Genomic DNA, 23,331 nt, shown 5'->3' on the forward strand with positions numbered 1-23,331 from the left:
TCAGCAGGCACAACGACCCGCACGAATTATTCCAGGAGGGGATGTGGAGAGCAGGCCGTGCCAGCACTCTGGACAGCCTTGATCGAGCTAGCTTCGATCGGCGGCTACCGTTTCCGCGGACGCAGCTCCTCCGGGAGCGGCTTGCTATGCACGACGGCCAGCTCCCTGTTGGGACGCGTCAGTGATGTGTACAGGGGCCCCCGGCGACCGAAGTTCTCCGGGAAATCGGCCGGTTCGCTGACTACGACGCCGTCGAACTCAAGTCCACGTGCCTCGTCGGGCTGCAGGACGACGACCTGTCGGTCGGCTCTGTCCCAGAAACGCTGGTCACCCCGCCGCGCCTGCCAGCCTTCATTACGAAACAGCGATCGGATACGGGAGGGATCGACGTCGATCACGGCGACCGTGCCCTTCGGATAGGTGCTCAGCAGCCGGTCGACCTCACTGCGCACCGTGATGGCAAGCTCCTCCCGCCCAGCACGAGTGATCACTGGAGCTGGTCCGTCCTTCTGGAATGCGAGGAGTGCGCGTTCCTCCTTGCGCAGGAGCCGGTTCGCGTACTCCAGGATTGGGAGAGTCGACCGATAGCCCCGCTCGAGCCGCTCGAGCCGGAGATCGACGTCGGGGTACTCGATGACTGCGGCCACGTGCTTCCAGGAAGCAAGAGTATGGTCCGATCGGCGTTGGTTGAGATCGCCGAGGATCGTCCACGCATCTGCTTCGTTCAGCGCGGCGAGCAGCATCCACTCCAGAGCGGTGGCGTCCTGAGCCTCGTCGACCATGACATGTTCGATGCCCTGCAGCTCCCGTGCCGGTGCCACCGTCCAGCGGATGAAGGCGAGCAGCGGAATGTGCGCGCGCAGCGTGAGCGCGAGGTCGTACGCCGGAAGCTTCCGTAGGTATGTCGCCCATTCGACGTCTGGTGCCACGAGCCCTAGCCGGAGTGCTTCGTACGCGCGTTGCGTGGTCGGTGTGATGCCCTTGCGCTGGCGCTCGGCGAAGATGACCTTGAGCGCGATCTTCCCCAGTTCTTCGTCGACGTCGCGCCACGTCCGGGACGCCGGGCCCTTTGGCTCCAACTTGAGTTCCAGAACACGGGCCATGAGGGAGGGCAGAGATCTCACGATGACCCGGTCCGAGCCACCGGACAGCGTGTCCACGACGCCCCGCACGTGATCGCTGTACGCGTCAGTAGGCCCGACAAGGAGCACGTTCTTGTCGAGAGAGTTCTCCAGCGGGGTGTCGTCGTTGATCATGTAGGCGGCCCTGTGCGACGCGACGATCGTCTTCCCCGTACCGGGCTGCCCTTCGATCACGACGCTCTCCATAGCGGGGAGCGTGACCAGGGTGTATTGGTCTGGTTGGAGAGTCGAGAGGACGGGCGCGAGGCTCTTGGTGCGTGGGGCCGCCAGGCGAGACCGCAGCAATGACTCGGCTCGAAGCGCAGGCGCCTGGCGCCTTCCTCGTTCACCAGCGGGAGCGCTGGTCGTTACTGTTGCGTGGCTCGCCGCCGCGATGGCCTCGTCTTCAGTTGCCGTGCCTGGAGGCTGCGCGGCCTTCTGGGCGTCTCCGGGCCTACGCAAACCACCTGGCCGCGCGCGTCCAGCGGCTGGCGGGGCGGGGACTGAGAGCCCTCGTCGTCGGAAAGGCTCGCCGGTGACATCCGTTCGTAGGACGTCGTCTGCGATGTCGTTGATGCCCTTGCTCCCGTGCGCGAAGCTACGGACGACCGCGACCTCTTCGCAGAACTCATGATGGTCGAAACCGCGGAAGTAGGTGCAGGCAACAGGCGCAGCCCAGCTAAAGACCTCCTGGCCGTCGAGATTCAGATGGCGCTCGCCGATGTAGAAGTCGCTCGCGCCGCCGAGCTCCTCGCGTGGACCGACCAGCGAAACCCGGCCGACCAAGAAGCCGAGGGGAACTTCGGGAAGCGTGGGGAGACCATCACCAGTCCATATCGTGTTCCGTGCGCCCTGAAAGTAAACAGGTTGTCGGGCCCGCGAGCTGAGCATCTGGACGTAGCGCTTCTCGGCTGCGCGTTCGTTCTCGATCTCGAGTGTCTTCGTCTGGGGATCCATCTCATCCTCGGGGTGGTTCCAAAATCTGGTGGACAACGTGCTCAGGCGATCTCGACGACACAGACCGCGAGGTGCTCCAGGTGTAGCGACTGGGGTGCTGCATTCCGCAGCTCTGCGGAGAGCCGCTCGAAGTTGTCGCGTGCTCGACGCTTCTGTGCGTCGAACAGACCGACCATCCGGCCCCCGCGTCCTCGGGCGACCAAGGTGTGGATGCGCCGGTCAAGCGTGGCGATCTTCCTGTGATGCTGCTGCTCAAGCGTGAGGAGGCGGGCCTGACGCAGTGCCTCGAACTCCTGGTCGCGCCGCGCCTGCTCGGTCTGGTGCCGACGCTCCAAGGTGAGCACGGCGCGCCCGGCCATCTGCGGCAACCGTTCGATCGTGGGAAGCGGCATGTCCTCGAACTGTCCCTCGGCCAGCGCAGCGAGCAGGGCGTTGACCGGTGCGTCGTCGCTGCGGCGTCCACCGATATCGACTGCCGCGCCCCAGATCTCGTCGCCGCCGCGAGAGCCTGTGATCGCTTTCGCTAGGACGACGATAAACAGACCTCGTGTGGTCTCTCCGTATCGTCCTGGCACGCGAAGTGATGCGAACCTCGCCTGCCTGTGCCCAGGGACCGAGACTGCGGCCATCACCAGCGGGCTTGTTGCGGACAGGAGAGTCCCGCCGTTCGTGCGAGCTAGTTCCTGGTCGAGGACCAGCGACACCGGTAACTCGCTGCGCAGGCCGGAGGCGAGGGCCTGGGTCTCTGCGCGGGTTCGTAGCTGCTTCTGAACGAGGGCGTCGACACGGGCGGCCATCGCGGGATTGCCTCGCAGCTCGGCGGTCATCCCATCGGAGGCAAATGCCACCGGAGTGCCGCCGTCGGTGAGCGCCCAGTCGTCGAGAAGGAGTGCCAGCTCGCGCTGACCCACGTAGCGACCGGTACGCAGTAGGTCGTCCTCCAAGCCGGCGACATCCACGTCATTGCTGACCAGCAGCGTGCTCGACGCGTCGCTGACATCTTGGAGACCGCGACGCTGCTCCTCGAGCGCAGTGAGCGCCTCGTGCACCTTCTGTCGGCGCTGTCCATCGGTCAGTGTGAAGTCGAACCCAACCTTGAGCAGCTGGGGTGCAGCCTGGCTGATGATGGGCTCCAGCGCACCGATCGAGCTCTCGAAGATCTCGATGCGTTCGAGCAGGCGGGACAGGATCCGTTCGTCGATGGTCTGCTCGTTCACGAAGTTGACGACGAGGATGGTCTCCTCCCGCTGGCCGATGCGGTCGATCCGACCGATCCGTTGCTCGACTTCCATGGGGTTCCAGGGCAGGTCGTAGTTGATGACCGCCGAGCAGAACTCGAAGTCGAGTCCTTCACTTGCGACGCGGTTGGCCAGCACGAAGTCGAAGGCACCGGCGCGGAACTCGGCCATGATCGTTCGGCGCTTTTCTCGTGGGACGCCGCCGTGCATGACCGCAACACGGAAATCCCGACCGAGGCGATCTGCGAGGTAGGCGAGGGTCGGTCGAGAGTGAGTGAACAGGAGTGCCTGCCGCCCTTGACCGTGGAGTCGGTGGAGTACTCGTGCCAGTGCATCGAACTTGGTGTCCACACCGTCCGGGAGTGCGCGTGCCGCCTTGACCAGCGCAGCGTGCGGCGCCAGCCGGAAGGCGGAGGAGTCCGCGCTGTCCGCGTCTCGCAGGTCCCCGAACCCTTCAGGGTCGAGGACCGCGCGGCGTGCCATCGGCAGGCATGCGCTCGCGAGCCGGAGCGGCATCTGCATAGCGAAGTAGAGCGGGCTGCCCATCTCGCGTGCGCGATCTTCGCACCAGGAGACGTACTCGTCGTAGAAGTTGACCTCTTCGGGTGTCCACACGACGTCCTGCCGGTCTTCGGAACGTTTGGCCTTGCGGTCGTCGACCTCAACCTTCTTGGTTCGGGTGATCACCGTGGAGAGGGTGTTGAAGTCGGCCAGGTACCGCTTGGCGTCGACGACGTCGCGCGGCGACAGATTGTCTTTCGACAGGAGCGCGACCAGCAAGGGGTAGTCAGGCCGATTCATCACCAGCGCCCCGAGCGGGGTCTCTCGCAGGCGTTCCAAGTCTCCGAGCAGCCGGGCCCCGCTGGCGCCCTTTTGGCCGAGACCCGCCGTCACCGCATTGATGATCCGGTTCGGCTCGAGTCGGAACTCAAGATCCGCGGGGTCGCCGTAGTCTTCAGGCGCGATGAGCTCGAGCAGGTTGAGCAGGTCCGTCTGGCGCAGGTTAATCGGTGTCGCCGACAGGAAGACGAGGTTGTCCGCCCACTCTGCGAGCTCGCTACCCAGGGCGTAACTGCGGGTGTCGGAGTTCCGCATAGCGTGGGCCTCGTCCACGATCGCCAGGTCGAACGACGGGGGGTGCTTTCCGAGCTCTTCCAGGCCTGACCAGGACCTTAGCTTCTCCAGGCTCGCGATATAGGCGTGACGGCGTGGTAGTCGGTTGCTCTGGTGGCGTTCGAGGAACTGCGCGAGGTTGGCGTTGTCCAGGACGGTGAGCTCGAACTCGAAGCGATCGGCCATCTCGTCGCGCCACTTCTCGACGAGGCCCGACGGGCACACGATGAGGACGCGGTCGGCCTCGCCCCGTGCTTCCAGCTCCGTCCAGATGAGGCCGGCCTCGATTGTCTTACCCAGGCCGACCTCGTCCGCAATCAGCAGCCGTGCCTTACCGGTCTGCAGCAGCTTCAGGACGGGCTTGAACTGGTACGGCCGGAACGTCGTCCGCGTTGCGCGGAACGAGAACAGCGTGTCGGCAAATTTCCCACGGAGCTTTGCCCTGGTGAGAGTGGCTCCGAAACGTCCCGCAGGGGTCGGAGCTCCCTGCACCCAGGACCGAGGGTCGTCGTCATGTTCCTGTGGCGCGAGCCGGGACTCGAGCACCTTCTCGGTACGCCCGTCGACGACCACCGAGTAGGACCATTCAGTGCCTGGGTAGTTCCGTGCTCGGACAACGGTGTCGTGACCTCCCGGCTGGGTGATCACGGGATCGTGGAGGCGGAATCGCGGGGCGGGAACCTCTTTGGCTACTTCCCACAGCGCCTCAGCCCAGTTCCACGCGGCGAGCAACGGGTCAGTGTCTGGCAGATCGTCGATCGCTCGGATCGCGGCGTCACCTGGCCACGCACCATGGCCAACCTGCATCAGCAGGTCGCCGCCGTCGAGGCCCTGGAACCAGTACAGCCCTTCGGGCAGCTCGACCTCGGGTTCCCACAGGATTCGGCACGACCCAACCGACTCGAAGATGCGCTCGACGGCGAGACCTACGACCAACGCCCGCGGGAACTTGCCGCGGTCGAGCGCGGCAGTCAAGCTCTCGAAGTCCGGGTGATACCCGAACGTCTGGTCACTGATCATTGGGCCGGTGCTCCGGCCAGCACGCACTCGTACTCGGTCTCGAACCTTTGAGGGGCGATCGAGTGGTGGACGACGGGGTTCATGGGGGCCTGCCTCCTGGGCGAGCGACATGGTCAAGGCCCACACCAGTGGCGAGCCGATCAGGATAGCGCCAACCAGATCGTATTGGTAGAGGTCACCGCCACGAACGTCCCGCCGGGTGGATCACCGGGTGAGGTCCTGGACTGTGCTGCTCGTTGCAACGTCGCCCACGCAAGAGCGCGCAGCCGACGGTGGGGCGCAGCGGCATAATCTGGACATTCGAACACGGAGGAGTGCTCATGTCTCGTGGCCGCGTTCGGGTGGTAAGCGGCGCTATTGCGCCTGGAAGCACGTACGCGCCCAGGGCGGACTAAGAGAAGCGCGCGAAGCAGGAGGCGGCAGAGCCGAGCGGCGAGACGTGTGCTCGACCATGCAAGGGCGCCTTGGCAGCGGACATCCGCCACTGCCCTTGCCTTGTCGCTGTGACTCGGGCTAATGTCCCGGGTCAGGTCAAGAGTGACCAGCGATACGCCCTCCGCGTGCTGGTCCGGCAACCGCGCTCTGCGCGCACGGTGCCTCAGGAGGAAGACCCGCTCGTCGCGATCAGCGACGAGAAGCGCGACGAGAGAGAACATTGGCGATCGACGAGCACCTGGCAACCCTCTTTCCGCGGGAAGTGGTGCCCAGGCACGAGAACCACGACTTCAAGGCACTGCTGCATCTCGAGGCACGGCGCCGCAGCGGCGAAACTCTCACCCCAGACGACGCTCAGCGGCTCGAGCGCTGGCTCCACGAGGTCCACTCGCTGAACGCCGTCGTGCACTACGACCCGGAAACCCTCAGCGGCTTCTTCCTCCTGCCGCGCCTCGCCGGGGACGATGACCTCATCCATCGCCCAGAGCGGACTGCACCATGAGCCCTGAGCGTGCCAGCAGCGCGACGCCCGACATCGCCCAGATCAGCGGGATTTTGGGGGTGCGAAAGACCGAGCTGCTCGCGGCAATGGAGGGTGTCGACATCTGCGAGCCGCTCTCGGTGCGGAGCGCGAGTGCCTGGGCTCGGGACCCTGGCTCAGCTCCCACGTGGGTCCGCGGAGCCCAGGCAGTCGCCGCCGAGCGTCACAGTCGCAAGCGCCGGGGCACGCTGCACGCCTCAAATGAACCTTTTCGGACTGCGCTGGTCGCCAAAGAACTCACTGTGGAGGCAGCACGCCTGCCGGCCCCGCCGCGGTCCGTACTGACCCCGGAGCAGCGCCGCCTGGCCGCCCTTGGGGTGCATGCGCCAGGGCTGTCGCTCGCGCTTCAGCCGCCGGTACAGGTGGTGTCCACGCGGAACTGGGACCGGGATGGAGAGCCACGAGAGAACCCTGCAGTGCTCAGGTCACGTCCTATCGCAGGGGCGTCGACGGCCGCAGATCCCCGAGGACAGACTGCGCGGCGTAAGTCGAGGCCGACTATGCACCAGAGTGGGGCCCGTCGGAGGTGTCCAGACTGTCGCCGCAAAATTGGGGTCGTCGACTACCCGCAGAGGATCGCCGATCACCACGTCAAAGGCACCGGTCGTGGGTGCGCAGGCTCGGGCGTGCTTGTGACCGACCTGCCAGCTGAACCCGCTCCCACGCCATACGTCCCGTGGAGTGCCCGCAACCAGTTGGCCCGCAGCGACCTGTACCAGGCAGAGGTGCGTGCCCTCGTGCACACAGGCGACGTGACTGATGCCGCCCGCGACGATGCTCCCGACGCCAGTCAGGTGTCGGTGAATTCGGTGCCGGGCGGGCTGCCCACCCTCGGACGCAGGAGGTGAGGCCTGACCGGCCGCCCCTCGAGGCGGATACACGCTGGACCGGCCACCTGGGTCGACCGGGCCCGATCGCCCACAGCTCTGCGGGCGCGAGCCGGACGGTGTGTACGCCACTGACCAGCCCTGCCGAACTGATCGTTCCGACCGTGTGACGCGACGTTTCACCCGATACCTCGTTGTCCCGTTGCCAAGGGCAGCAGGTCCACGCTGTGAATCGGAGCAGGCGAATCGGAGCAGGCCGAGGTCGCAGTGGGCGGAACGTGCAAGCGGCCCAGATCTGCGGCCGATTCAGCAGCTCTCGCGCCACTCACTTCACCCACGTGGCGGGTCGCTCCATTCTTCAGGAGGCGAATATGCTCGCGACGCGCCTGGGCATCGAGCCCGCTTCGTAAGACGAGGGGAGTCTATGACCGACGACGATGTGCGGTATGAGCTCAAGACCGTACGGGTGATCCGTGGCGTAGAAGCCGGCTCGATCGCGAAGTGGCAGAGATCTGGGTGGGAACTCGTCAGTCAGGAACCCGGGACCTTGCGGACAGCGCTGAGCTTCCGTCGTCCGAAATCAAAATTCCCCTGGATCTCAGTCGCCGCTGCAGGGGGCGTCCTCGCGCTGGTTGCGATCGCCGTTGGCGTCGGCACCGCGGTGGAGGGGGGAGATGACGGTGACGTGCCAGCGTCCACCAGGCGCGTAGGTGAAACGACGGCCGTGGCAAGTGAGCCGCCTCCCACGTCGCCAGGACCAACGCCGTCTACGTCGGACCTGCCCGACGCCAACATGGAGCTGACTGTCGCAAACAGCGAGGAGCTCGCGGCACTGCTGGCTGTTGGTGACTACTGCGACGAGTCGATCGAACGATTTGCGAACCGGTACACGGGCAGGACGATCGCCTTCGACGGGTCCATCGCGAACATGGCCACTCGCGCGGATTACGACACTCGGTACGACATCCTTCTTGGCGCAGGCGATGACGGCGCAAAGACAGGTCTTGGGCCAGCCTTCAGGTTCGAGGACGTCAACGTGTTGGAGCTGAACCTCATAGGGGCGAACATGCCCGATCGCGTGGGTGTGGGAGACAAGTTCCGCTTCATCGTCGAGGTTGATGAGTTCGACTCGGATTCATGCATCTTCGTAGTCGAACCCGTGTCAACAGAAGGTCGATAGGGCCGTCTACCTGACCACACGAGTACGAAATCCGTGTTCCCGCTCACGGCGTCGCTGTCGTGCAGAAAGCCTGACCATCCCGGCGTTGGCCCAACTCGACCACGCTCCCGACGTCGTCGTTATCCTGAGAGCGTGCGCGGCGCCTGCCGCGCGCACCGGCGAGCAGCCCTCTCGGGCCCTCACTGCGTCGACCGTCCTCGGTCGGCGACTTCGAGAACCCGCTCCGGTTCCAAGTCCCAGTAGAGTCCAGCCGCTCGCGGCGGGAACTAAAACACCAGCTCAGGACCGGTATACACAGTTCAACGTCTGAACCGCGCGCTACTGTCAGAATCCGAGGCCAGTGCCGAGTGCCAGTCATGCCTCATGAGGGCCAGCCGACGCACGGTCCGGAGTGGCACGCAGCAGGCACGCCCCGCCTCGGCTAGCCTAGAAACCGCAGAATTCCAACGATCCACCCCGCCAGAACCACATGACCAACGTCTGATCGATCACCCGGGCTGTCTGAGGTCGGTTACTTTGGCAGAGGCCCGGATCCGCAGGAATCGCGGAGCCGGGCCTCCTTGCATTCCGAGGCATCTGGACACCCATCGAAAGCGCCGTCGCCCGGCCTGAGGCCGAAGCTCCCGGCCTTCGCAGCTCACTTCCCGGGCCCGACCTACGGCGACTTCGCCGACGATCTTGCAACCTTGGCAACGATGAGGGGACGAAGACGCAGGCCGAGTGGCTGGAGCGGATCGACGAGCTGGACAGTGATTCAACGCTCTTGGTCGGCGCTACGCCCCTTGCTCCACCAGCTCCTGCCGGCGCTGTGTAACCAGCCACGACCGAACGTCACTGACCTCGGCCACCAGCGACCGTGACTGCGCCAGGTCGGCCCGATACGAAGACCCTTCGGCAAACCACCGGAACATCGCCTTGAGATCCTCGTCGTCGCCGAGGTACTCGAGCGGGATGCTCTCGAATCGCGCCGGCACCCCGAACACCTCGCCGGCCCGGGCGGCCACCAGGTCGAGAGAAAGCTCGTCACCCGCGAGCTCAACGGCGTCGCCGTCGATCGCCCCAGGCTCGACCAGGAGCCGCGCAGCCGCCCGCCCGATGTCCCGCACGGCGACCATCTGTACCGGCACGTCGCCCGGCATCGGCATGCGGATGACGATCTCGCCGTCCTCGTTGGGCGTGAGCTGCGCGGTCAGGTTCTCCATGAAGAAGACCGGTCGCAGGATCGTGGCGGGCACGAGGTCGCGGAGCCGCTTCTCGACGTCGAACTTGCTCTCGAAGTGGGGGATGCCGGTTCCGCGCTCGGCGCCGCCGACCGAGGAATACACGACGTGCGGGACCTTCGCTCGGTCTGCGGCGTCGGCGACGGCGTGCCCGCGTCGCACCTCGCCTGTCGGACCTTGCGGGCCTTCGAAGGTCGTCATGTAGAACAGGGCCGCGACGTCGGTGAGGCCGTCAGTAAGCGACTGGCCGTCCTCCTGGTCCGCCTGTACTACTTCGGCGCCGGCCGCACGCAGCGCCTGTGCCGCAGAAGAATCAGGGTTGCGAACGAGTGCGCGGACCGGGACATCGGCGTCGTGCAGCGCGTCGACAACGCTGCGGCCCTGCTGGCCGGTTGCGCCGATGACGGCGACGGAGGACTGGTGCGTAGAGGTCATGTCATTTCCCTTCCAGGGTTGTGATGCACCCACGAGCGTGATCGGTGAGTGGTGAAGCTGTGGTGCCGGAGGCGAACGCGCTCGCACCCCGGGTGCGAGCGCGTTCGCCCAAACTCAGAGCGCCTTCAACGCCCGAACCCGGTCCGCGATCGCACGCCGTGCCACCCCCGACTCGGGAGCGATCGAGTCAAACTCGTGGGGGACACCCGGCCGCAGGTGGAACTCCACCTCCACCCCGGCGCGGCTCAGCGTTGTGGCGTACGCGAGGTCCTCGTCCCGGAACACGTCGAGCTGACCCACCTCGATGTACGCCGGCGGCAGACCCGCCGCGTCCGACAACCGAGCGGGAGCCGCCGTGGCAGGAACCTGGTCTCCTCCGGCGGCGTCACCGAGCAGCGCCGGCCACGCCGTCCGACTGTCGTCGTACGACCAGATCAGGAACGGCTCGATCAGCGGGTCGGGCGTGGTGGTGCGGTCGTCGAGCATGGGCATCAGCAGGATCTGACGCGCGATCTTCGGACCGCCCCGCTCGCGCGTCAGAATCGTGAGCGCCGCCGCCATGCCACCGCCCGCGCTGTCGCCCATCACCCCGATGCGGTCGGGGTCGACGCTGAGCTCCGCGGCGTGGTCGTGGAGCCAGCGCAGCGCCGCGTACGCGTCCTCGACGGGCGTCGGGTACGGGTGCTCGGGAGCGCGGCGGTACTCGACCGACAGCATGGGCACGCCGCTGGCCGACACGTACCGGGAGACGGGACCGTCGAACTGGTCGATGTGCCCGAAGATGTAGCCGCCACCGTGGAAGAACAGCGCGGCCGGCCCTGCCGGGGCGCCGTCCTTCACGTACCAGCGCGCCGTGATCGTCGCGCCGTCGTCGGTGAGGATCTCGACGTCCCTGGTGGTCACGTCGGCGGGGAGGGGGAGCGCCGCGCTCGCGGCGGCGAGGATGGGCTCCCACATCGCGCGGCGTCCGGCGATGTCGCCGACCGCGGGTGGGGTGGTTGCCGCCATGGCCTCGCCCATCGGGGCGAGGGCCGCGGCGACCTCAGGATCGAGAGTGAACGTCATGTCGCACTTCTTCTCTTGGGGAGCAGTGGAGGAGGATCAGCGGGCGTCGGGGACGGCCACGACCTTGCCGCGCAGCTCGCCGGCGGCTGACTGTGCGTGGATCGCGGGCAGCTCGCTCAGCGGGACGCGCCGCGCGACGTCGACACGCAGCTCGCCGCTGTCGACCAGGGCAACAAGCTGGGCCAGTTGGTCGACGTCGGCGCGGACGAAGATTCCGGCGGCCCGCACACCGCGCTCGTCGTCGCTGGGCGTGGGCATCCACGCCGTCGTCGAGGCCACGACACCGCCGTCGCGGACCAGTGCGACCAGAGCCGTGAAATCGTCAGGGCTGATCGGCGCCAGGTTGAGCAGGACGTCGACGGGCTCGCTCACCGACCCGAGGACGGTGGACGCCGTGTGGTCGATGACCTCGTCAGCCCCGGCACCAACGACCGCGTCCCGGCTGCGCGGGCTCGCGGTGGCGATGACGTGGGCACCGGCTCGCTGGGCGAGCTGGACCGCGTAGCCACCCACCGATCCGCCGGCGCCGGTGATCAGCACGCGCTGACCCTTCTTGAGGCCTGCCGCGTCGAAGAGCGACTGCCAGGCGGTGAGCGCCACCGACGGCAGCGCGGCGGCGTCGGCGAGGTCGATGCTGGTCGGGGCCTTGACGAGGACGTCGGCGGGGGCGACCACGTACTCCGCGGCGGAGCCGTCCTCCGTCATCGGCAGGAAGCCGACAACCGCGTCGCCGACCTGGAAGCCGCTCACGTCGTCGCCGACCGTCTCGATGGTGCCGGAGACGTCGTAGCCGGGCACGTGCGGCAGCGTCACCGGGATCGGCAGGAGGCCGCCGCGGATGCCGTTGTCGGCCGGGTTGAACGCGGAGCCTGCGACGCGGACGAGCACCTGGCCCGCACCGGCGGCGGGCCGGTCGGTGTCCTCGTAGCGCAGGACCTCGGGGGAGCCGATCTCGTGGAAGCGAACGGTCTTCATGATGGCCTTCTCTCAGTTTGTTGCTTCGGATTCGAAGCATCTGTGAGGACCGTAGCACTGCTTCAAGTTCGTAGCAAGTACTTCGAGTTCGCAGCAAGGTAGACTGCGGGCATGGCCGATACCCCTCGTTCCTTCGACCCCACCGAGCTGGGTGCCTACTTCGCACTCATCGAGGTCAGCAGCCTCTTGCGGCACACGGTCGAGCAGCAGCTGCGGGAGGCCGGCGACCTCAGCTACGTGCAGTTCCAGCTCCTGGCCCGCCTGGGCAACTCGCCCGACGGGAGCTACCGCATGACCGACCTCGCCGACGGCGTCGTCTACAGCCGCAGCGGCCTCACCTATCAGGCCCAGTCGCTCGAGCAGCGCGGGCTCGTCACGCGCGCACCGTCCCCCGACGACGAGCGCAGCACCACGGTAGCGATCACCGAGCAGGGCAGGGACGTCCTCGCGAAGGTCTTCCCCGGCCACATCGCGGTGCTCGACGAGCTGCTGTTCGAGCCCCTGGAGCGTGCGGACGTCGAGGCCCTGTTCGACGTGCTGGGCAGGCTCCGTGACCACATGCGCGCGGCACCCCCGCGTTCCGCGGCGCCGCGCCGACGCAAGACGAGCTGAGCCGGCGTCCTGCGGCGATGGCCGAGCACGTCGGTGGTTCCCGCTACCGTGTGCTCCGTTGCCGAAGGCCGAGAGGAAGCGCCACGCATGAGCTGGGACGTCAGTCTGTTCAAGAGCGTTCGGCCGGAGCATCGGTGACCGCTGATCGCTTCGACCTCGCAGCCGAGCTCGTCGCAGCGGCATCGGACCGCTCGTCGGCGTGGCGGTTCGTGGAACGGTTCGCCGAGTACTGGCTCGGCAAACCGCTGGACGCTGCATCCGGTGTGCCCGCCGAACAGATCGACGCGTGCGAGGCAGACCTGGGCATCCGGCTGCCACCGGCGCTGCGTGAGTTCTACGGGCTCTTTGGGCGACGCCGCGATCTGTTCAGCATCCAGGACACGCTGCTCTCCGTCGTCCAGCGAGGGATGTACATCGACGAAGGCGCACTGATCGTTCGGCACGAGAACCAGGTCGTCTGTCGGTGGGGCATCCTGCTGGAGCATCTGGACCAGGCCGACCCGCCCGTCGTCGTACTGGTCGACCGCGCGGACGAGCGCCAGGAGCGCTGGGTGCCCTGGACCGAGACTTTCTCCGCCGCGGTGGTCCAGTGGCTGGTCTACGAGTCGTGCATGCGCTCGGGTACCGGTGACCTCGCCACGGAGTTCGACAGCCCCGCCGACCTGGTCGAGGTCGCTGCGCGAGCCAGGCCGCTCGCCGTCGCTCCGTTCGCCGTCGGTCATTGGAGCGTGCAGACGGAGGCGCGTTGGTCTCTCGTCGACGACGTGATCCTGCTGGCCGACGACACGACGATCCTGATGAGCGCACGGTCCAGCCAGGCCGCCGACGCGTTCCGTGATCGTTACCCGGCTGACTGGCTTCACGAATAGGCGCCCGCCCGTGCGAGGTCCCGCCGGTCGACACAGACTGAAGGCATGGGTGAAAAAGAGTTCCGCGAGGGCGACGAGGTCACCTGGTCCAGCCACGGGCAGACGGTGCACGGCGAGGTTGTCGAGGAGATCACCGAGGACACCGAGGCCGCTGGTCGGACGGTCCGGGCCTCGAAGGACGACCCGCAGTACCGCGTACGCAGCGACAAGAGCGGCAAGGACGCCGTCCACAAGCCCTCCGCGCTGGAGGACGACGCATGAGCGACGAGTTCGACGAGGCCGTGAACATGACGGCGAGCGAGCTGGAGCGGTGGCTGCGCAGCGACGAGTCGAAGTCGGTGGGCCAGTCGGACGGCGGCGAGTCGGTCGGTCACGAGTCCGGCCGTCGCATCGTGCAGCTCCTGCGCACGAAGAAAGGCGACCTGACGGAGGGCGACGAGGCGCACATGCGCAAGGTCGTCGGGTACGTCCACCGGCACCTCGCTCAGCGCCCGGACGGGGACGTGGAGCACACGCGGTGGCGCTACTCCCTGATGAACTGGGGACACGACCCCCTCAAGGACTGACTCGGCAGCCCTGGCCCCGGAGGGCCCGACCGGCCCGCTAGAGTCCCGGCATGACCGGCCCACGGCGCTACCAGGACGTCCGCGCAGTCACGCTCACTGCGCCGCCCGACGTCGTGTGGCGCGCCGTCCTCGACCAGGTCGAGGTGCTCGGGCAGCCGTCCTGGTACGTGCGCCTGATCGGCTGCCGCGACTCGCAGCCCGCAGGCCCGAGACCCCTCGCAGCCGGGTCGGTGGTCCCCGGCTTCCGGGTCGCGACGGCGGATCCGCCGTCCCGACTCGTGCTCGACGGCGTCCACCGGTTCTCGGTCTACACGCTCACCTTCCGCCTGGTGCCGACAGACGCCGGCACGCGCCTGGAAGCGCACACCGACGCGACCTTCCCAGGCGCTCTCGGTGCCCTCTACCGGCTGCTGGTGATCGAGTCGCGCATCCACAAGCTCGCGACCCGGACCATCGTGACGCGCATCCGACGGCAAGGGCAGCTCCGGATCGGTGCTTAGTCCGGGCGATACATGACGTCGGAGGTGGTCGACCTGGCCGACCGTTCGGGTGTCAGACCGCCCGTGATTGCCTCAGCGAGCGAGGTCATCCGGTGACGAGGACCGCGACTGCAGCCACGGGCAGCAAGACCACCAAGAGCAACGCCACCCACATGCCGATGATGAGGCCGCGTCCCTTGCGGGTCTGCGTGGTCAGCCCCATCGAACCGTCATTGATGAACTGGTGGTAGGGCGGTGCGTAAAAGACCTCGAGGTGCTGCCCAGGGGCGACGTCGATGTCGATCGCGGCGTGCCCATACCGGCGCATCCACTGGGAGTGGGCCTGGAGGTGATGGCGTCCGGACATGATGGGAAACTGCCGGGTGCCGTCGCTCGGCACCGGTGCGACGTAGCCATCGATGGTGAGCGTGGGCGCGATGAGGTTCGAGGTCATGATGTTGCCCTGGACCGTGAAGCTCAGCACCGCATCAGGAGCGAACACGGGCGGTGGGGGCGAAGTCGGCTGGCTCACCCGATGAGCGTAGTGACGTGATGCAGCCAAGACCTCGGTATGCCGGTCGTTTCACCCGGCATTCGTCGGTGTGCTGGTCACGGCGCTGCTCACTTGGCATCCTGGCCTGCCGTGGCGCACCTACCTGGAAGTCCTCCCCTGCTGGGCTGGGTCGTCATCGTGTTGGGGGTCGCCCAGTTGATCATGCTGTGGCTTGAGAGGAAGAAGTACCGAACGAAGGCAGCTTCAAGGCCTGGCGGAAGAATGGCGCGGTCCGTCGAAGGACTGGTGCTCTCCTTGGTGTGGCTGCTCGGCGGTGCCTTGGTGCTTCACCCCGTGGCCCCCGCGGCTTCTGGCGCGATGGCCGTGATTGCGGCTCTGTGCTTCCCCGCGGTGTTTGTTTGTACTGGGCTGCTCGCTGTCCTGCGAGTTGATGACCTTGCTGAATGGATGGGTTGGCCGCCGCCTGAGAGACGGTGGCAACGGGGCGTTCTCCGCGGCGTGGGGGTGGCGCATGCCGTCGGTGGTGTCGCGATGTTTGGGTTCCTCACCCACCTCGCCCCGTCGGTGCTCGGTGACTGGTGAACGCGTCGTGGGTGAGGTGCGCCATGAGGCCAGGCCATGTTGGGCAGGCCCCACGTGACCTGCGAGTTCACGACGACGAATAGGTCCGTTTGCCTGCGTGCCACATGATGACTGCCGTGGATCCGAGAGCTGATGCCGCCGCCCTGGTCGCCGACCGATATCCCGAGGCACGGTGGTCGCTGCTGGCCGGCAGCGTGCTCGACCCCGGCTCCCGCACGGCGGGGTCGGACCTGGACATCGTGGTCTGCGTGCCCGACGACGCCGTCGGGCACCGTGACTCCGTCCGCTGGCGGGGCTGGCCGGTCGAGCTGTTCGTGAACACCGAGGCGGGCCACCGCTGGTTCATCGCGCAGGAGACGGCGCGGAGAAAGCCGACCTTGGCGCGGATGATCGCCATGGGCGTGCCGCTGGCGGGGGAGGGCGACGTCGGCGCGCTGAAGGCGGAGTGCCAGGCGCTGGTGGACGCGGGCCCGGGGCCGGCGTCGGACACCGCCCTGGAGGATGCCAGGTACGGCGTGACCGACCTGCTCGACGACCTCGCATACGCGCGGGACAGCGGCGAGGCCGACGTGGTGCGTTCGGTGCTGTGGGAGCGGGTCGGGCACCTCGCCCTGGCGGCCGCCGGGAGGTGGGACGGCGGCGGGAAGTGGCTGCTGCGCGAGCTGCGCGCCTGGGATCCCGGCTACGCCGCCCGCTGGGTGGCCGCCAGGCACGACGACCGGACGATGGTCGCGGTCGCCCGCGCCACGCTGGACGCAGCGGGCGGCCCGCTGTTCGAGGGATACCTGCGCCAGGCACCCGTCGTCGACGAGGTCCCGGCGGCCTCGACGGTGCCGCCCGTGGTGGTGCGGCGGACGGCGCGGGCGATCCTGCTGGACGACGCGGGCCGCCTCGTGCTGATCAAGCGGACCGTCCCGGGGCGTGCGCCGTACTGGGTGACGCCGGGTGGCGGCGTCGAACCCGAGGACGCCTCGGTCGAGGACGGGCTGCACCGGGAGCTGCTGGAGGAGCTCGGCGCCACGGCGCAGATCGTCCGGCAGGTGTTCCTGACCTCCCAGCCCAAGGACGCCGGGATCGCGGTGCAGCACTACTTCCTTGCGCACGTCACCTCCATGGACCTGACGCTGCGCTGCGGGCCGGAGCTCCAGGAGCCGGTCCGGGGCACGTACGACGTCGAGCGCGTGGACCTGCGCGACGACGCCGCGCTGGCCCGCCTCGAGCTGGTGCCCGCCGCGTTGAAGGCGTTCGTCCGGACGAACCGCGACGCGCTGCTCGCCGAGGCAGCAAGCTCGTAGAACGCGTAAGGCCGACGAGAGCTGCGCGCTTCGCTCAGTCCCAGATGCGGAGGTCCATCGCAAGCTTGTCGTCACTTACTTCGACAACTCGTACGTAGGCAACCCGCCCGTCCCCGGTGTGTCCGCACACCTGCATACCAGATCGCACCTGGTCCAGGGAGTCTCCCAGGATGACAGTCTGCGCGTCGCAGTTCGCCTTGGTTGGTTCGGTCGCGATCTCCACGATGTTTCGCAGCTCGAGGGTCCCGTCCCAGAAGCACAGTCCGTTGCCGTCGGCGCCGAGATACCCGTACTGGTCGCTTACGCCCCAGTTGGCCTCCTGGCTGTCCAGGTCCACGCAGGATCCGCTCGCGATCTCTAACGGCGTTCCGTCCGTTTGCCGATAGACGTCCGTCGGCTTGGCTTGGGTCTCCTCACCGCTGCTCGGCAGTGGCTGATTGTCGATCTGTGCCTGCAGCTCGGAGCTCTGCGCTTCCAAGGTCGACAGCTGGTCGCGGAGGCGCATGTTTTCGGCCTTGGTGTCTGTCAGAACCTTCTGGAGTCCGTCGACGTCCGTCGTCAGCTCCTGGCTCGAAGGAGCCGTGACCGTTTGCCGGACCTCGATCCAGTTCGCCGCCACGGCGGTCGCTATCGCCGCAGCGAGAGTGAATACGCCGACAACTAGCGCCGCGATCACCTCTTTCGACGCGAGCGTCTCTCGAAAAGACCGGGTGCTCTTCGGCGAACTCTGATCGTCGGTCACGCCACACCTATCGTGGATCGGAAGTTTCGACAGGCAGACATTGCCACAGGTGCGTCCGGAACACTATGGAGTTGACCGTCTCCGCGACCTTCGTCCCGCCTCAGTGCCGGTGCTCCCCGCCACCCCGAGGCGGCACCGGCGTCGCTCCCGGTCGCGTCCACTGCGGCGTCGCCCGGCGGGTCGACCCCCAGGTGGCGTTGCCGTCGGCGTCCGTGGCCCAGTACCAGCAGGAGTCCCGGCCCTCGGGCCAGCCCGCCGGCATGTCCTCCCAGGCCTCGCCCCGACCGTACGGGGTCATGTCGAGCAACCCGAAGATCCCGGAGGCCGGCTCGTTGCCGCGGCCGGTGGTCCGGTAGGTGAGGAACACCCGGTCGTCGTCGCGCAGGAAGCAGACGATGTGGCCCATGTCGACGCCGACCGGTGCCGCCAGCCCGCGCACCGAGTACCAGGGCTCGGTGTAGCCCATGAACTCCAGGTACGGGGCGACCTCGTCCCACGGACCCTCGGTCAGCATCGCGAACGAGACGCCGCGCGCCGCGAGGTACGGGGCGGCCTGCTGGATGTGCCAGGTGTTGATCGTGCAGCCGGGGCACTGGCGCTCGAACGGCTCGCCGTCGTGCCACATGTGCTGGTAGACGACGAGCTCGTCGCGGCCCTGGAAGAGGTCGAGGAGCGGCACGGGCCCGTCGGTACCCGTGACCTGCAGGGTGGCGTCGATCTCGACCATCGGCAGCCGACGTCGGGCAGCGGCGAGCGCGTCACCCGCGCGGGTGTGGGCCTTCTCCAGGGCGAGGAACTCGTCCCGCGTGGCCTGCCAGCTGTCCCAGTCGACCACGGGTGGGCGGCCGGGCCGGATGGTGGTGGTGCGGTTCGTGACGGGCGTCTCGGCCACGGGGTCCTCCAGCGTCTCGGTGACGGGCGCCGGTGGCGCCCCTACCTACCGACGACGAGCCGGCTCCGGACTCATCGGTGGTGCGCGGGCTCGGGGCCGACCGTTCCGCTCCGTGCGGCTCAGTCCTGCTTGACGCGGCGACCCATCACGAGCAGCACCACACCGGCGGCGATCAGCAGGCCCGCGAAGATCGTGACCGGGACGGCCATGGAGCCGGTGGCCGCGAGCACGTCCTCGTCGGTGGCCGGCGTGGTGGCCGCCGTGGTGGTGGGCGACGGCGCGGCCACGCTCCCGGCGGACGCGCTCGGCACCGGCGACGGCTCGGTGGCCGTGTCCGACGACGCAGGCTCGGCCGCCGGCTCCGTGGTGGCCGACGGGCCCGGCGTGGCCGACGGCGTCGGGGTCGCCGTCGGAGTCGTCGTCGGAGTCGGAGTCGCCGTCGGAGCCGGCCGGTCGTCGGTGCAGACCGGCTTCTGGCCGCCCTCGCCGAAGTGCTCGTCGTACTCCGCGACCTGCACCCAGGTGATGCAGTACGACGGGTCGTCGATCAGCTCGTCCCAGGGCAGGAACGACTCGCCGACGTACTGGCCGGACGGCTGCTCGTTCCGGGTCTCGAAGTGGATTCCCGCGGACCGCTCGGCACCCGCGACGGTGTACCGGACGTTGACGTGGCCGCCGTCGGCGAAGTCCGCGCCGTCGGGGAGGGTGAGGCCCTCCGCGGTGACCGCGTACGGGACCGGACCGTCCGAGCCGTCGGACGGTGCCGCCGCGGCGGAGGGCGCCCCGATCACCAGGGCCGCGGTCAGCAGGAGGGGAGCGGTGGCGACGGACGCGGCCGGGGGAATGCGCATGGAAGTCCTTTCACGCAAGACACAGGAGGTGTACTTCGGGGTAGTGGGCACCACGCTGTGCAACCGGTCAAAAGGGTATGACATGGACACCCGTCGCCCACGCATCACTCGGGCCGGTCGGCCACGAGCGCCTCGGTGAGCACGGTCCGCACGTCGCGCGGCTCGCGCCCCAGCACCTGGCGGACGCCGTCGGTGGTGCTCTCGTTGCGGCCGTCGAACACCTCGCGGCAGAGCTCGGTGAGCAGTGTCGCGGTCTCCACGCCGGCCTCGGCGGCGACGGCCGCGTGGAAGTCGTCGAAGCCCATCGGCACGTACTGGACGTCGCGCCCGGTGATCTCGGTGAGGATGCCCGCGACCTCGGCCAGCGTGAGCGACTCCGGGCCGGTCACCTGGTACCGGCGCCCCGCGTGCCCGTCGGTGGTGAGCACCTCCGCGACCACGGCGGCGATGTCGTCGACGTCGATGAACGGTTCGCGCACGTCCCCGGCGGCGAGCGCGAGCACCCCGGTCTCCAGGGCGTCGCTCAGGGCTCCCTCGGTGAAGTTCTGGGTGAACCACCCGGCGCTGACGATCGTGGCGGGGATGCCGGAGTCGAGCACGATCTGTTCGCAGCGCTGGGCGCCCTCCTCGCCGCGGCCCGAGAGCAGCGCGATGCGCTGCACGCCGGCCTCCCGGGCGACGTCGACGAGGCGGGTGATCGCGACGTCCGCTCCGGGCGCCGCGAGGTCGGGGACGTAGGTGACGTACAGGCGGTCGACGCCGTGCAGGGCCGGTGCCCATCCGTCGGGCTGCTCCCAGTCGAACCGGGGGCTGGTGCCGCGGGCGAGCCGGCGGACGGTGTGGCCGCGGGTCTCGAGGAGGTCCGCGACGCGGCGTCCGGTCTTGCCGGTGGCGCCGATCACGGCGAAGGTCGGCTGGTGCGTGGGGTGTGTGGTGTTTGCCATGCGTCCACCCTGGACCCAGCAGTGCGGACGCAACATCCCCTGAAGTCCGTACTTCTGTGCCGTGCGTCCAGAACCCCGGACGTCCGGTAGATCGGCATGCCAGGCTGGACGCATGGTCATCTCACGTCCCGACCCCGCTGGCCCGGCCAACCCGGTCGGGGACGGCCTGCACCTGCTCCGCTTCACCGGTGCGCTGTACTGCCAGGCCGACCTCACGGCGCCCTGGGGTGTGGCCTTCCCCGCGATCGAGCCGTGCATGATGCTGCCGGTGGTGCTCTCCGGACGGTGCGTGCTGGAGATCGGCGGCGAGCTGCACACCCTCGAGGCGGGCAGCGCCGCGCTGATCACGCGGGGCGTGCCGCACCGGCTGCTGAGCTCGCCCGACGCACCGAGCACCGGGCTCTTCGACATCCCCGTCGAGCGGGTGGGCGAGACCTACGAGCGCATGCGGTTCGGCGGTGGCGGGGAGCGCACGCAGATCGCCTACGCGGCGATGACCGTCGACGAACCGCTCACGGCCCGGCTGGTCGCCGAGCTGCCGGACCTGATCCGGATGGACGCCTGGGACGAGGGCGAGCCCGGCGCGTTCGGCACGGTGCTGCGGCTGCTGGCCCACGAGGCGCAGACCCTGGAGCCCGGCGGCGAGGCGGTGATGACGAGGCTCGCGGACGTCCTGGTCATCCAGGTCCTGCGCCAGTGGTTGCGCACCTCCGACGAGGCAGGCACCGGGTGGCTCGCCGCGCTGCGGGACCCGCACGTGGGCCGCGCGCTCGGCCGGCTGCACGCACGTCCCGAGCACGACTGGAGCCTCGTGGAGCTCGCGCGGCAGGCCGGCATGTCGCGGTCGGCGTTCGCGGAGCGGTTCACCGCGCTGCTGGGGGAGCCGCCGATGCGCTACCTGGCGGCCTGGCGCCTGGAGCAGGCGTACACCGCCCTGACGACCAGCACCGACCCCGTCGCCGTGGTCGCCCGCCGGGTCGGGTACGGCTCCGAGGCGGCGTTCGGCCGGGCCTTCAAGCGCCATCACGGCACGTCGCCCGGCGCGGTGCGCCGGTCGGGGCCGGCCCGGTCCGCCGGTTCGCTGCGGACGGCGTCCGACGGCGTCGGGTGAGGTCACCGTTCGGTCAAGCCCCGTCCGGTTTGTGGCGGACGTCACATGCTCAGAGGTAATGTCGCGCTCCCGACCGGATTCAGCCCGCGACACACAGCTCGCTTCGGACAGCCACACGGATCAACCTCTGCCGGATCAACGATGATCGGAGACGGACATGACCCCCGCCGGACCTCGGAAGACTGCCGCGTACATCGGTGCGCTGGCCGGCCTCGGCCTCATCCTGGCCGCCTGCTCCTCGGGCGCTGACCCCGCCGCGTACCCCGAGGACGACATCGACATCATCGTGCCGTTCTCCGCGGGCGGCCCCACCGACACCGTGACCCGCATGATCGCCGAGCCCATGTCGCAGGAGCTGGGCGTGCAGCTCGTCGTGCAGAACGTCGACGGCGCCGGCGGCACCGTCGGTGCGGGCCAGGCCGCGACCGCCGAGCCCGACGGCTACACGGTCCTCATGCACCACATCGGCATGTCCACGGCCCCGGCGCTCTACGACGACCTCGCCTACGACCCCATCGCCGACTTCAAGCCGGTGGGCCTGGTCACCGAGGTGCCCATGACGATCGTCGGGAGCTCCGACTTCGAGCCGACGACGTTCGAGGAGTTCGTCTCCCACGTCCAGGAGAACGCCGACACCGTGACGATGGCGCACGCCGGCGAGGGTTCGGCGTCCAACCTCTGCGGCCTGCTCCTGATGGACGCCCTCGGCGTCGAGGTGACGGCGGTGCCGTACGACGGCACCGGCCCCGCGATGGCGGAGCTGGTGGGCGGGCAGGTCGACTTCATGTGCGACCAGACGACCAACACGACCGGCCAGATCGAGGCGGGCGAGGTCAAGGCGTACGCCGTGACGACGCCGGAGCGCATCGAGGCACTGCCGGACCTGCCCACCACCGCCGAGGGCGGCCAGCCCGGCATCGAGGTCAGCGTGTGGCACGGCCTCTACGTCCCGGCCGAGACACCCGACGAGGTGGTCACCGAGCTCACCGACGCGCTCCAGGTGGCCCTCGCCGACCAGACGGTCGTCGACCAGATGGCCGATCTCGGTACCGCGCCGGTCGCCGCCGACCAGGCCACTCCCGAGGCGCACGCGACGCTGCTCCAGGAACAGACCGAGACCTGGGGCGACATCATCGGCGCCGGTCAGGGCGGCTGAGATCGGCGTCCTTCGGCCCCGCTCGACGAGCGACCTCGTCGCGGGCCTGATCTTCACCGGGCTCGGCGCGGCCTTCGCGATCGGGGCACTCGGGTACGACCTCGGCTCCCTCCTCGAGATGGGGCCGGGGTACGTGCCGTTCGCCCTGGGCCTGGTGCTCGCGGGGCTCGGCCTCGCCACGGTCGCCAAGGCGTACCTCGCCCCGGACCCGGATCTGGGGGAGGCGCCCGCCGACGCCGCGGTGTCGGACGCCACGGGTGTCGACGACGCGGTGCCCGAGGACGCGGTGGCCGAGCATGCGGTGTCCGACGCCGACGCGCTCGACCCGCGCCCGCTCGCCGGGATCCAGTGGCGCCCGACCGTCGCCATCTTCGCCGCCGTGACGTTCTTCGCGGTCACCGTCGACGGCCTCGGCCTGCTGCTCGCGACGTTCGGCACCGGCCTGCTGGCGGCGCTCGCCCGGCAGGGCACCGGCCCGGTACGGGCGCTCGTCATCGCCGCCGGTCTGACGCTGGCGAGCTGGGTCATCTTCGTCGTCCTGCTGCAGCTGCGCCTGGCGCTGCTCGGCGACTGGCTGGGCGGGTAGGGAGC

At 68.6% G+C, this 23,331-nt stretch carries 21 protein-coding genes and 1 riboswitch; of the genes, 11 read left to right on the forward strand and 10 right to left on the reverse strand.

Going from position 1 to position 23,331, the window contains the following annotated elements; translation table 11 throughout:
• Positions 1-104 precede the first annotated feature (104 nt).
• Positions 105-2,078 carry an AAA family ATPase gene (locus tag LUM46_RS05620; RefSeq protein WP_274992798.1) on the reverse strand — a complete coding sequence of 658 codons (1,974 nt, stop codon included), beginning with the start codon at positions 2,076-2,078 and terminating at the stop codon, positions 105-107.
• A 41-nt stretch (positions 2,079-2,119) separates the two neighbouring features.
• Complete coding sequence (locus tag LUM46_RS05625; protein WP_274992799.1) at positions 2,120-5,449, reverse strand: DEAD/DEAH box helicase; 3,330 nt, start codon at positions 5,447-5,449, stop codon at positions 2,120-2,122.
• Between the two features lie 529 nt (positions 5,450-5,978).
• A riboswitch (SAM riboswitch) is annotated at positions 5,979-6,095 on the forward strand.
• Between the two features lie 9 nt (positions 6,096-6,104).
• On the opposite strand from LUM46_RS05625, the gene LUM46_RS05630 reads away from it, so the two are divergent.
• Both LUM46_RS05630 and LUM46_RS05635 read left to right on the forward strand, forming a co-directional pair.
• Positions 6,105-6,386 carry a hypothetical protein gene (locus LUM46_RS05630; protein ID WP_274992800.1) on the forward strand — a complete coding sequence of 94 codons (282 nt, stop codon included), beginning with the start codon at positions 6,105-6,107 and terminating at the stop codon, positions 6,384-6,386.
• A gap of 1,290 nt (positions 6,387-7,676) precedes the next feature.
• A complete protein-coding gene (locus tag LUM46_RS05635) occupies positions 7,677-8,432 on the forward strand; it encodes a DUF4839 domain-containing protein (protein WP_274992801.1) in 756 nt (251 codons plus the stop codon).
• Positions 8,433-9,205: 773 nt separating this feature from the next.
• Here LUM46_RS05635 and LUM46_RS05640 read toward each other — a convergent pair.
• From LUM46_RS05640 to LUM46_RS05650, 3 genes are all read right to left on the reverse strand, one after another.
• Positions 9,206-10,087: an NmrA/HSCARG family protein gene (locus tag LUM46_RS05640; RefSeq protein ID WP_274992802.1), complete on the reverse strand. Its 882-nt coding sequence runs from the start codon at positions 10,085-10,087 to the stop codon at positions 9,206-9,208.
• A gap of 114 nt (positions 10,088-10,201) precedes the next feature.
• Complete coding sequence (locus LUM46_RS05645; RefSeq protein ID WP_274992803.1) at positions 10,202-11,152, reverse strand: alpha/beta hydrolase; 951 nt, start codon at positions 11,150-11,152, stop codon at positions 10,202-10,204.
• Between the two features lie 36 nt (positions 11,153-11,188).
• On the reverse strand, positions 11,189-12,127 hold the full coding sequence (locus LUM46_RS05650; RefSeq protein ID WP_274992804.1) for an NADP-dependent oxidoreductase: 939 nt from the start codon (positions 12,125-12,127) through the stop codon (positions 11,189-11,191).
• 111 nt (positions 12,128-12,238) lie between these two features.
• On the opposite strand from LUM46_RS05650, the gene LUM46_RS05655 reads away from it, so the two are divergent.
• The 5 genes from LUM46_RS05655 (at position 12,239) to LUM46_RS05675 (ending at position 14,674) form a co-directional block, all read left to right on the forward strand.
• Entirely contained in the window at positions 12,239-12,739 is a 501-nt protein-coding gene (locus tag LUM46_RS05655) for a MarR family winged helix-turn-helix transcriptional regulator (RefSeq protein WP_274992805.1), read from the forward strand.
• A gap of 134 nt (positions 12,740-12,873) precedes the next feature.
• Complete coding sequence (locus LUM46_RS05660; protein WP_274992806.1) at positions 12,874-13,608, forward strand: SMI1/KNR4 family protein; 735 nt, start codon at positions 12,874-12,876, stop codon at positions 13,606-13,608.
• A gap of 45 nt (positions 13,609-13,653) precedes the next feature.
• Positions 13,654-13,869: a hypervirulence associated TUDOR domain-containing protein gene (locus LUM46_RS05665; RefSeq protein ID WP_274992807.1), complete on the forward strand. Its 216-nt coding sequence runs from the start codon at positions 13,654-13,656 to the stop codon at positions 13,867-13,869.
• On the forward strand, positions 13,866-14,174 hold the full coding sequence (locus LUM46_RS05670; RefSeq protein ID WP_274992808.1) for a DUF3140 domain-containing protein: 309 nt from the start codon (positions 13,866-13,868) through the stop codon (positions 14,172-14,174). Before LUM46_RS05665 ends, LUM46_RS05670 begins: the two co-directional genes overlap by 4 nt.
• A 50-nt stretch (positions 14,175-14,224) precedes the next feature.
• The gene (locus LUM46_RS05675; RefSeq protein ID WP_274992809.1) at positions 14,225-14,674 is read left to right on the forward strand and encodes an SRPBCC family protein; all 450 of its coding nucleotides are present in this window, start codon (positions 14,225-14,227) and stop codon (positions 14,672-14,674) included.
• 85 nt (positions 14,675-14,759) lie between these two features.
• Here the strand turns inward: LUM46_RS05675 and LUM46_RS05680 are convergent, their stop codons facing one another.
• Complete coding sequence (locus LUM46_RS05680; protein ID WP_274992810.1) at positions 14,760-15,185, reverse strand: hypothetical protein; 426 nt, start codon at positions 15,183-15,185, stop codon at positions 14,760-14,762.
• A gap of 680 nt (positions 15,186-15,865) precedes the next feature.
• On the opposite strand from LUM46_RS05680, the gene LUM46_RS05685 reads away from it, so the two are divergent.
• Entirely contained in the window at positions 15,866-17,044 is a 1,179-nt protein-coding gene (locus LUM46_RS05685) for an NUDIX hydrolase (protein WP_274992811.1), read from the forward strand.
• Between the two features lie 34 nt (positions 17,045-17,078).
• Here the strand turns inward: LUM46_RS05685 and LUM46_RS05690 are convergent, their stop codons facing one another.
• The 4 genes from LUM46_RS05690 to LUM46_RS05705 form a co-directional block, all read right to left on the reverse strand.
• Positions 17,079-17,786: a hypothetical protein gene (locus tag LUM46_RS05690; RefSeq protein ID WP_274992812.1), complete on the reverse strand. Its 708-nt coding sequence runs from the start codon at positions 17,784-17,786 to the stop codon at positions 17,079-17,081.
• Positions 17,787-17,886: 100 nt separating this feature from the next.
• Positions 17,887-18,678 carry a DUF899 family protein gene (locus LUM46_RS05695; RefSeq protein WP_274992813.1) on the reverse strand — a complete coding sequence of 264 codons (792 nt, stop codon included), beginning with the start codon at positions 18,676-18,678 and terminating at the stop codon, positions 17,887-17,889.
• A gap of 119 nt (positions 18,679-18,797) precedes the next feature.
• Positions 18,798-19,529: a hypothetical protein gene (locus tag LUM46_RS05700; RefSeq protein WP_274992814.1), complete on the reverse strand. Its 732-nt coding sequence runs from the start codon at positions 19,527-19,529 to the stop codon at positions 18,798-18,800.
• Positions 19,530-19,633: 104 nt separating this feature from the next.
• Positions 19,634-20,473 (reverse strand): NAD(P)H-binding protein, encoded by an 840-nt coding sequence (locus LUM46_RS05705; protein WP_274992815.1) that lies wholly within the window; start codon positions 20,471-20,473, stop codon positions 19,634-19,636.
• Positions 20,474-20,585: 112 nt separating this feature from the next.
• Between LUM46_RS05705 and LUM46_RS05710 the strand changes: the two genes are divergently transcribed.
• The 3 genes from LUM46_RS05710 (at position 20,586) to LUM46_RS05720 (ending at position 23,326) form a co-directional block, all read left to right on the forward strand.
• A complete protein-coding gene (locus LUM46_RS05710; RefSeq protein WP_274992816.1) occupies positions 20,586-21,584 on the forward strand; it encodes an AraC family transcriptional regulator in 999 nt (332 codons plus the stop codon).
• Positions 21,585-21,741: 157 nt separating this feature from the next.
• Positions 21,742-22,740 carry a tripartite tricarboxylate transporter substrate-binding protein gene (locus LUM46_RS05715; protein WP_274992817.1) on the forward strand — a complete coding sequence of 333 codons (999 nt, stop codon included), beginning with the start codon at positions 21,742-21,744 and terminating at the stop codon, positions 22,738-22,740.
• 49 nt (positions 22,741-22,789) lie between these two features.
• Complete coding sequence (locus LUM46_RS05720) at positions 22,790-23,326, forward strand: tripartite tricarboxylate transporter TctB family protein (protein WP_274993078.1); 537 nt, start codon at positions 22,790-22,792, stop codon at positions 23,324-23,326.
• The last annotated feature ends 5 nt before the right edge of the window (positions 23,327-23,331 follow it).

This window comes from Promicromonospora iranensis, assembly GCF_028994805.1.
Taxonomy (GTDB): domain Bacteria; phylum Actinomycetota; class Actinomycetes; order Actinomycetales; family Cellulomonadaceae; genus Promicromonospora; species Promicromonospora iranensis.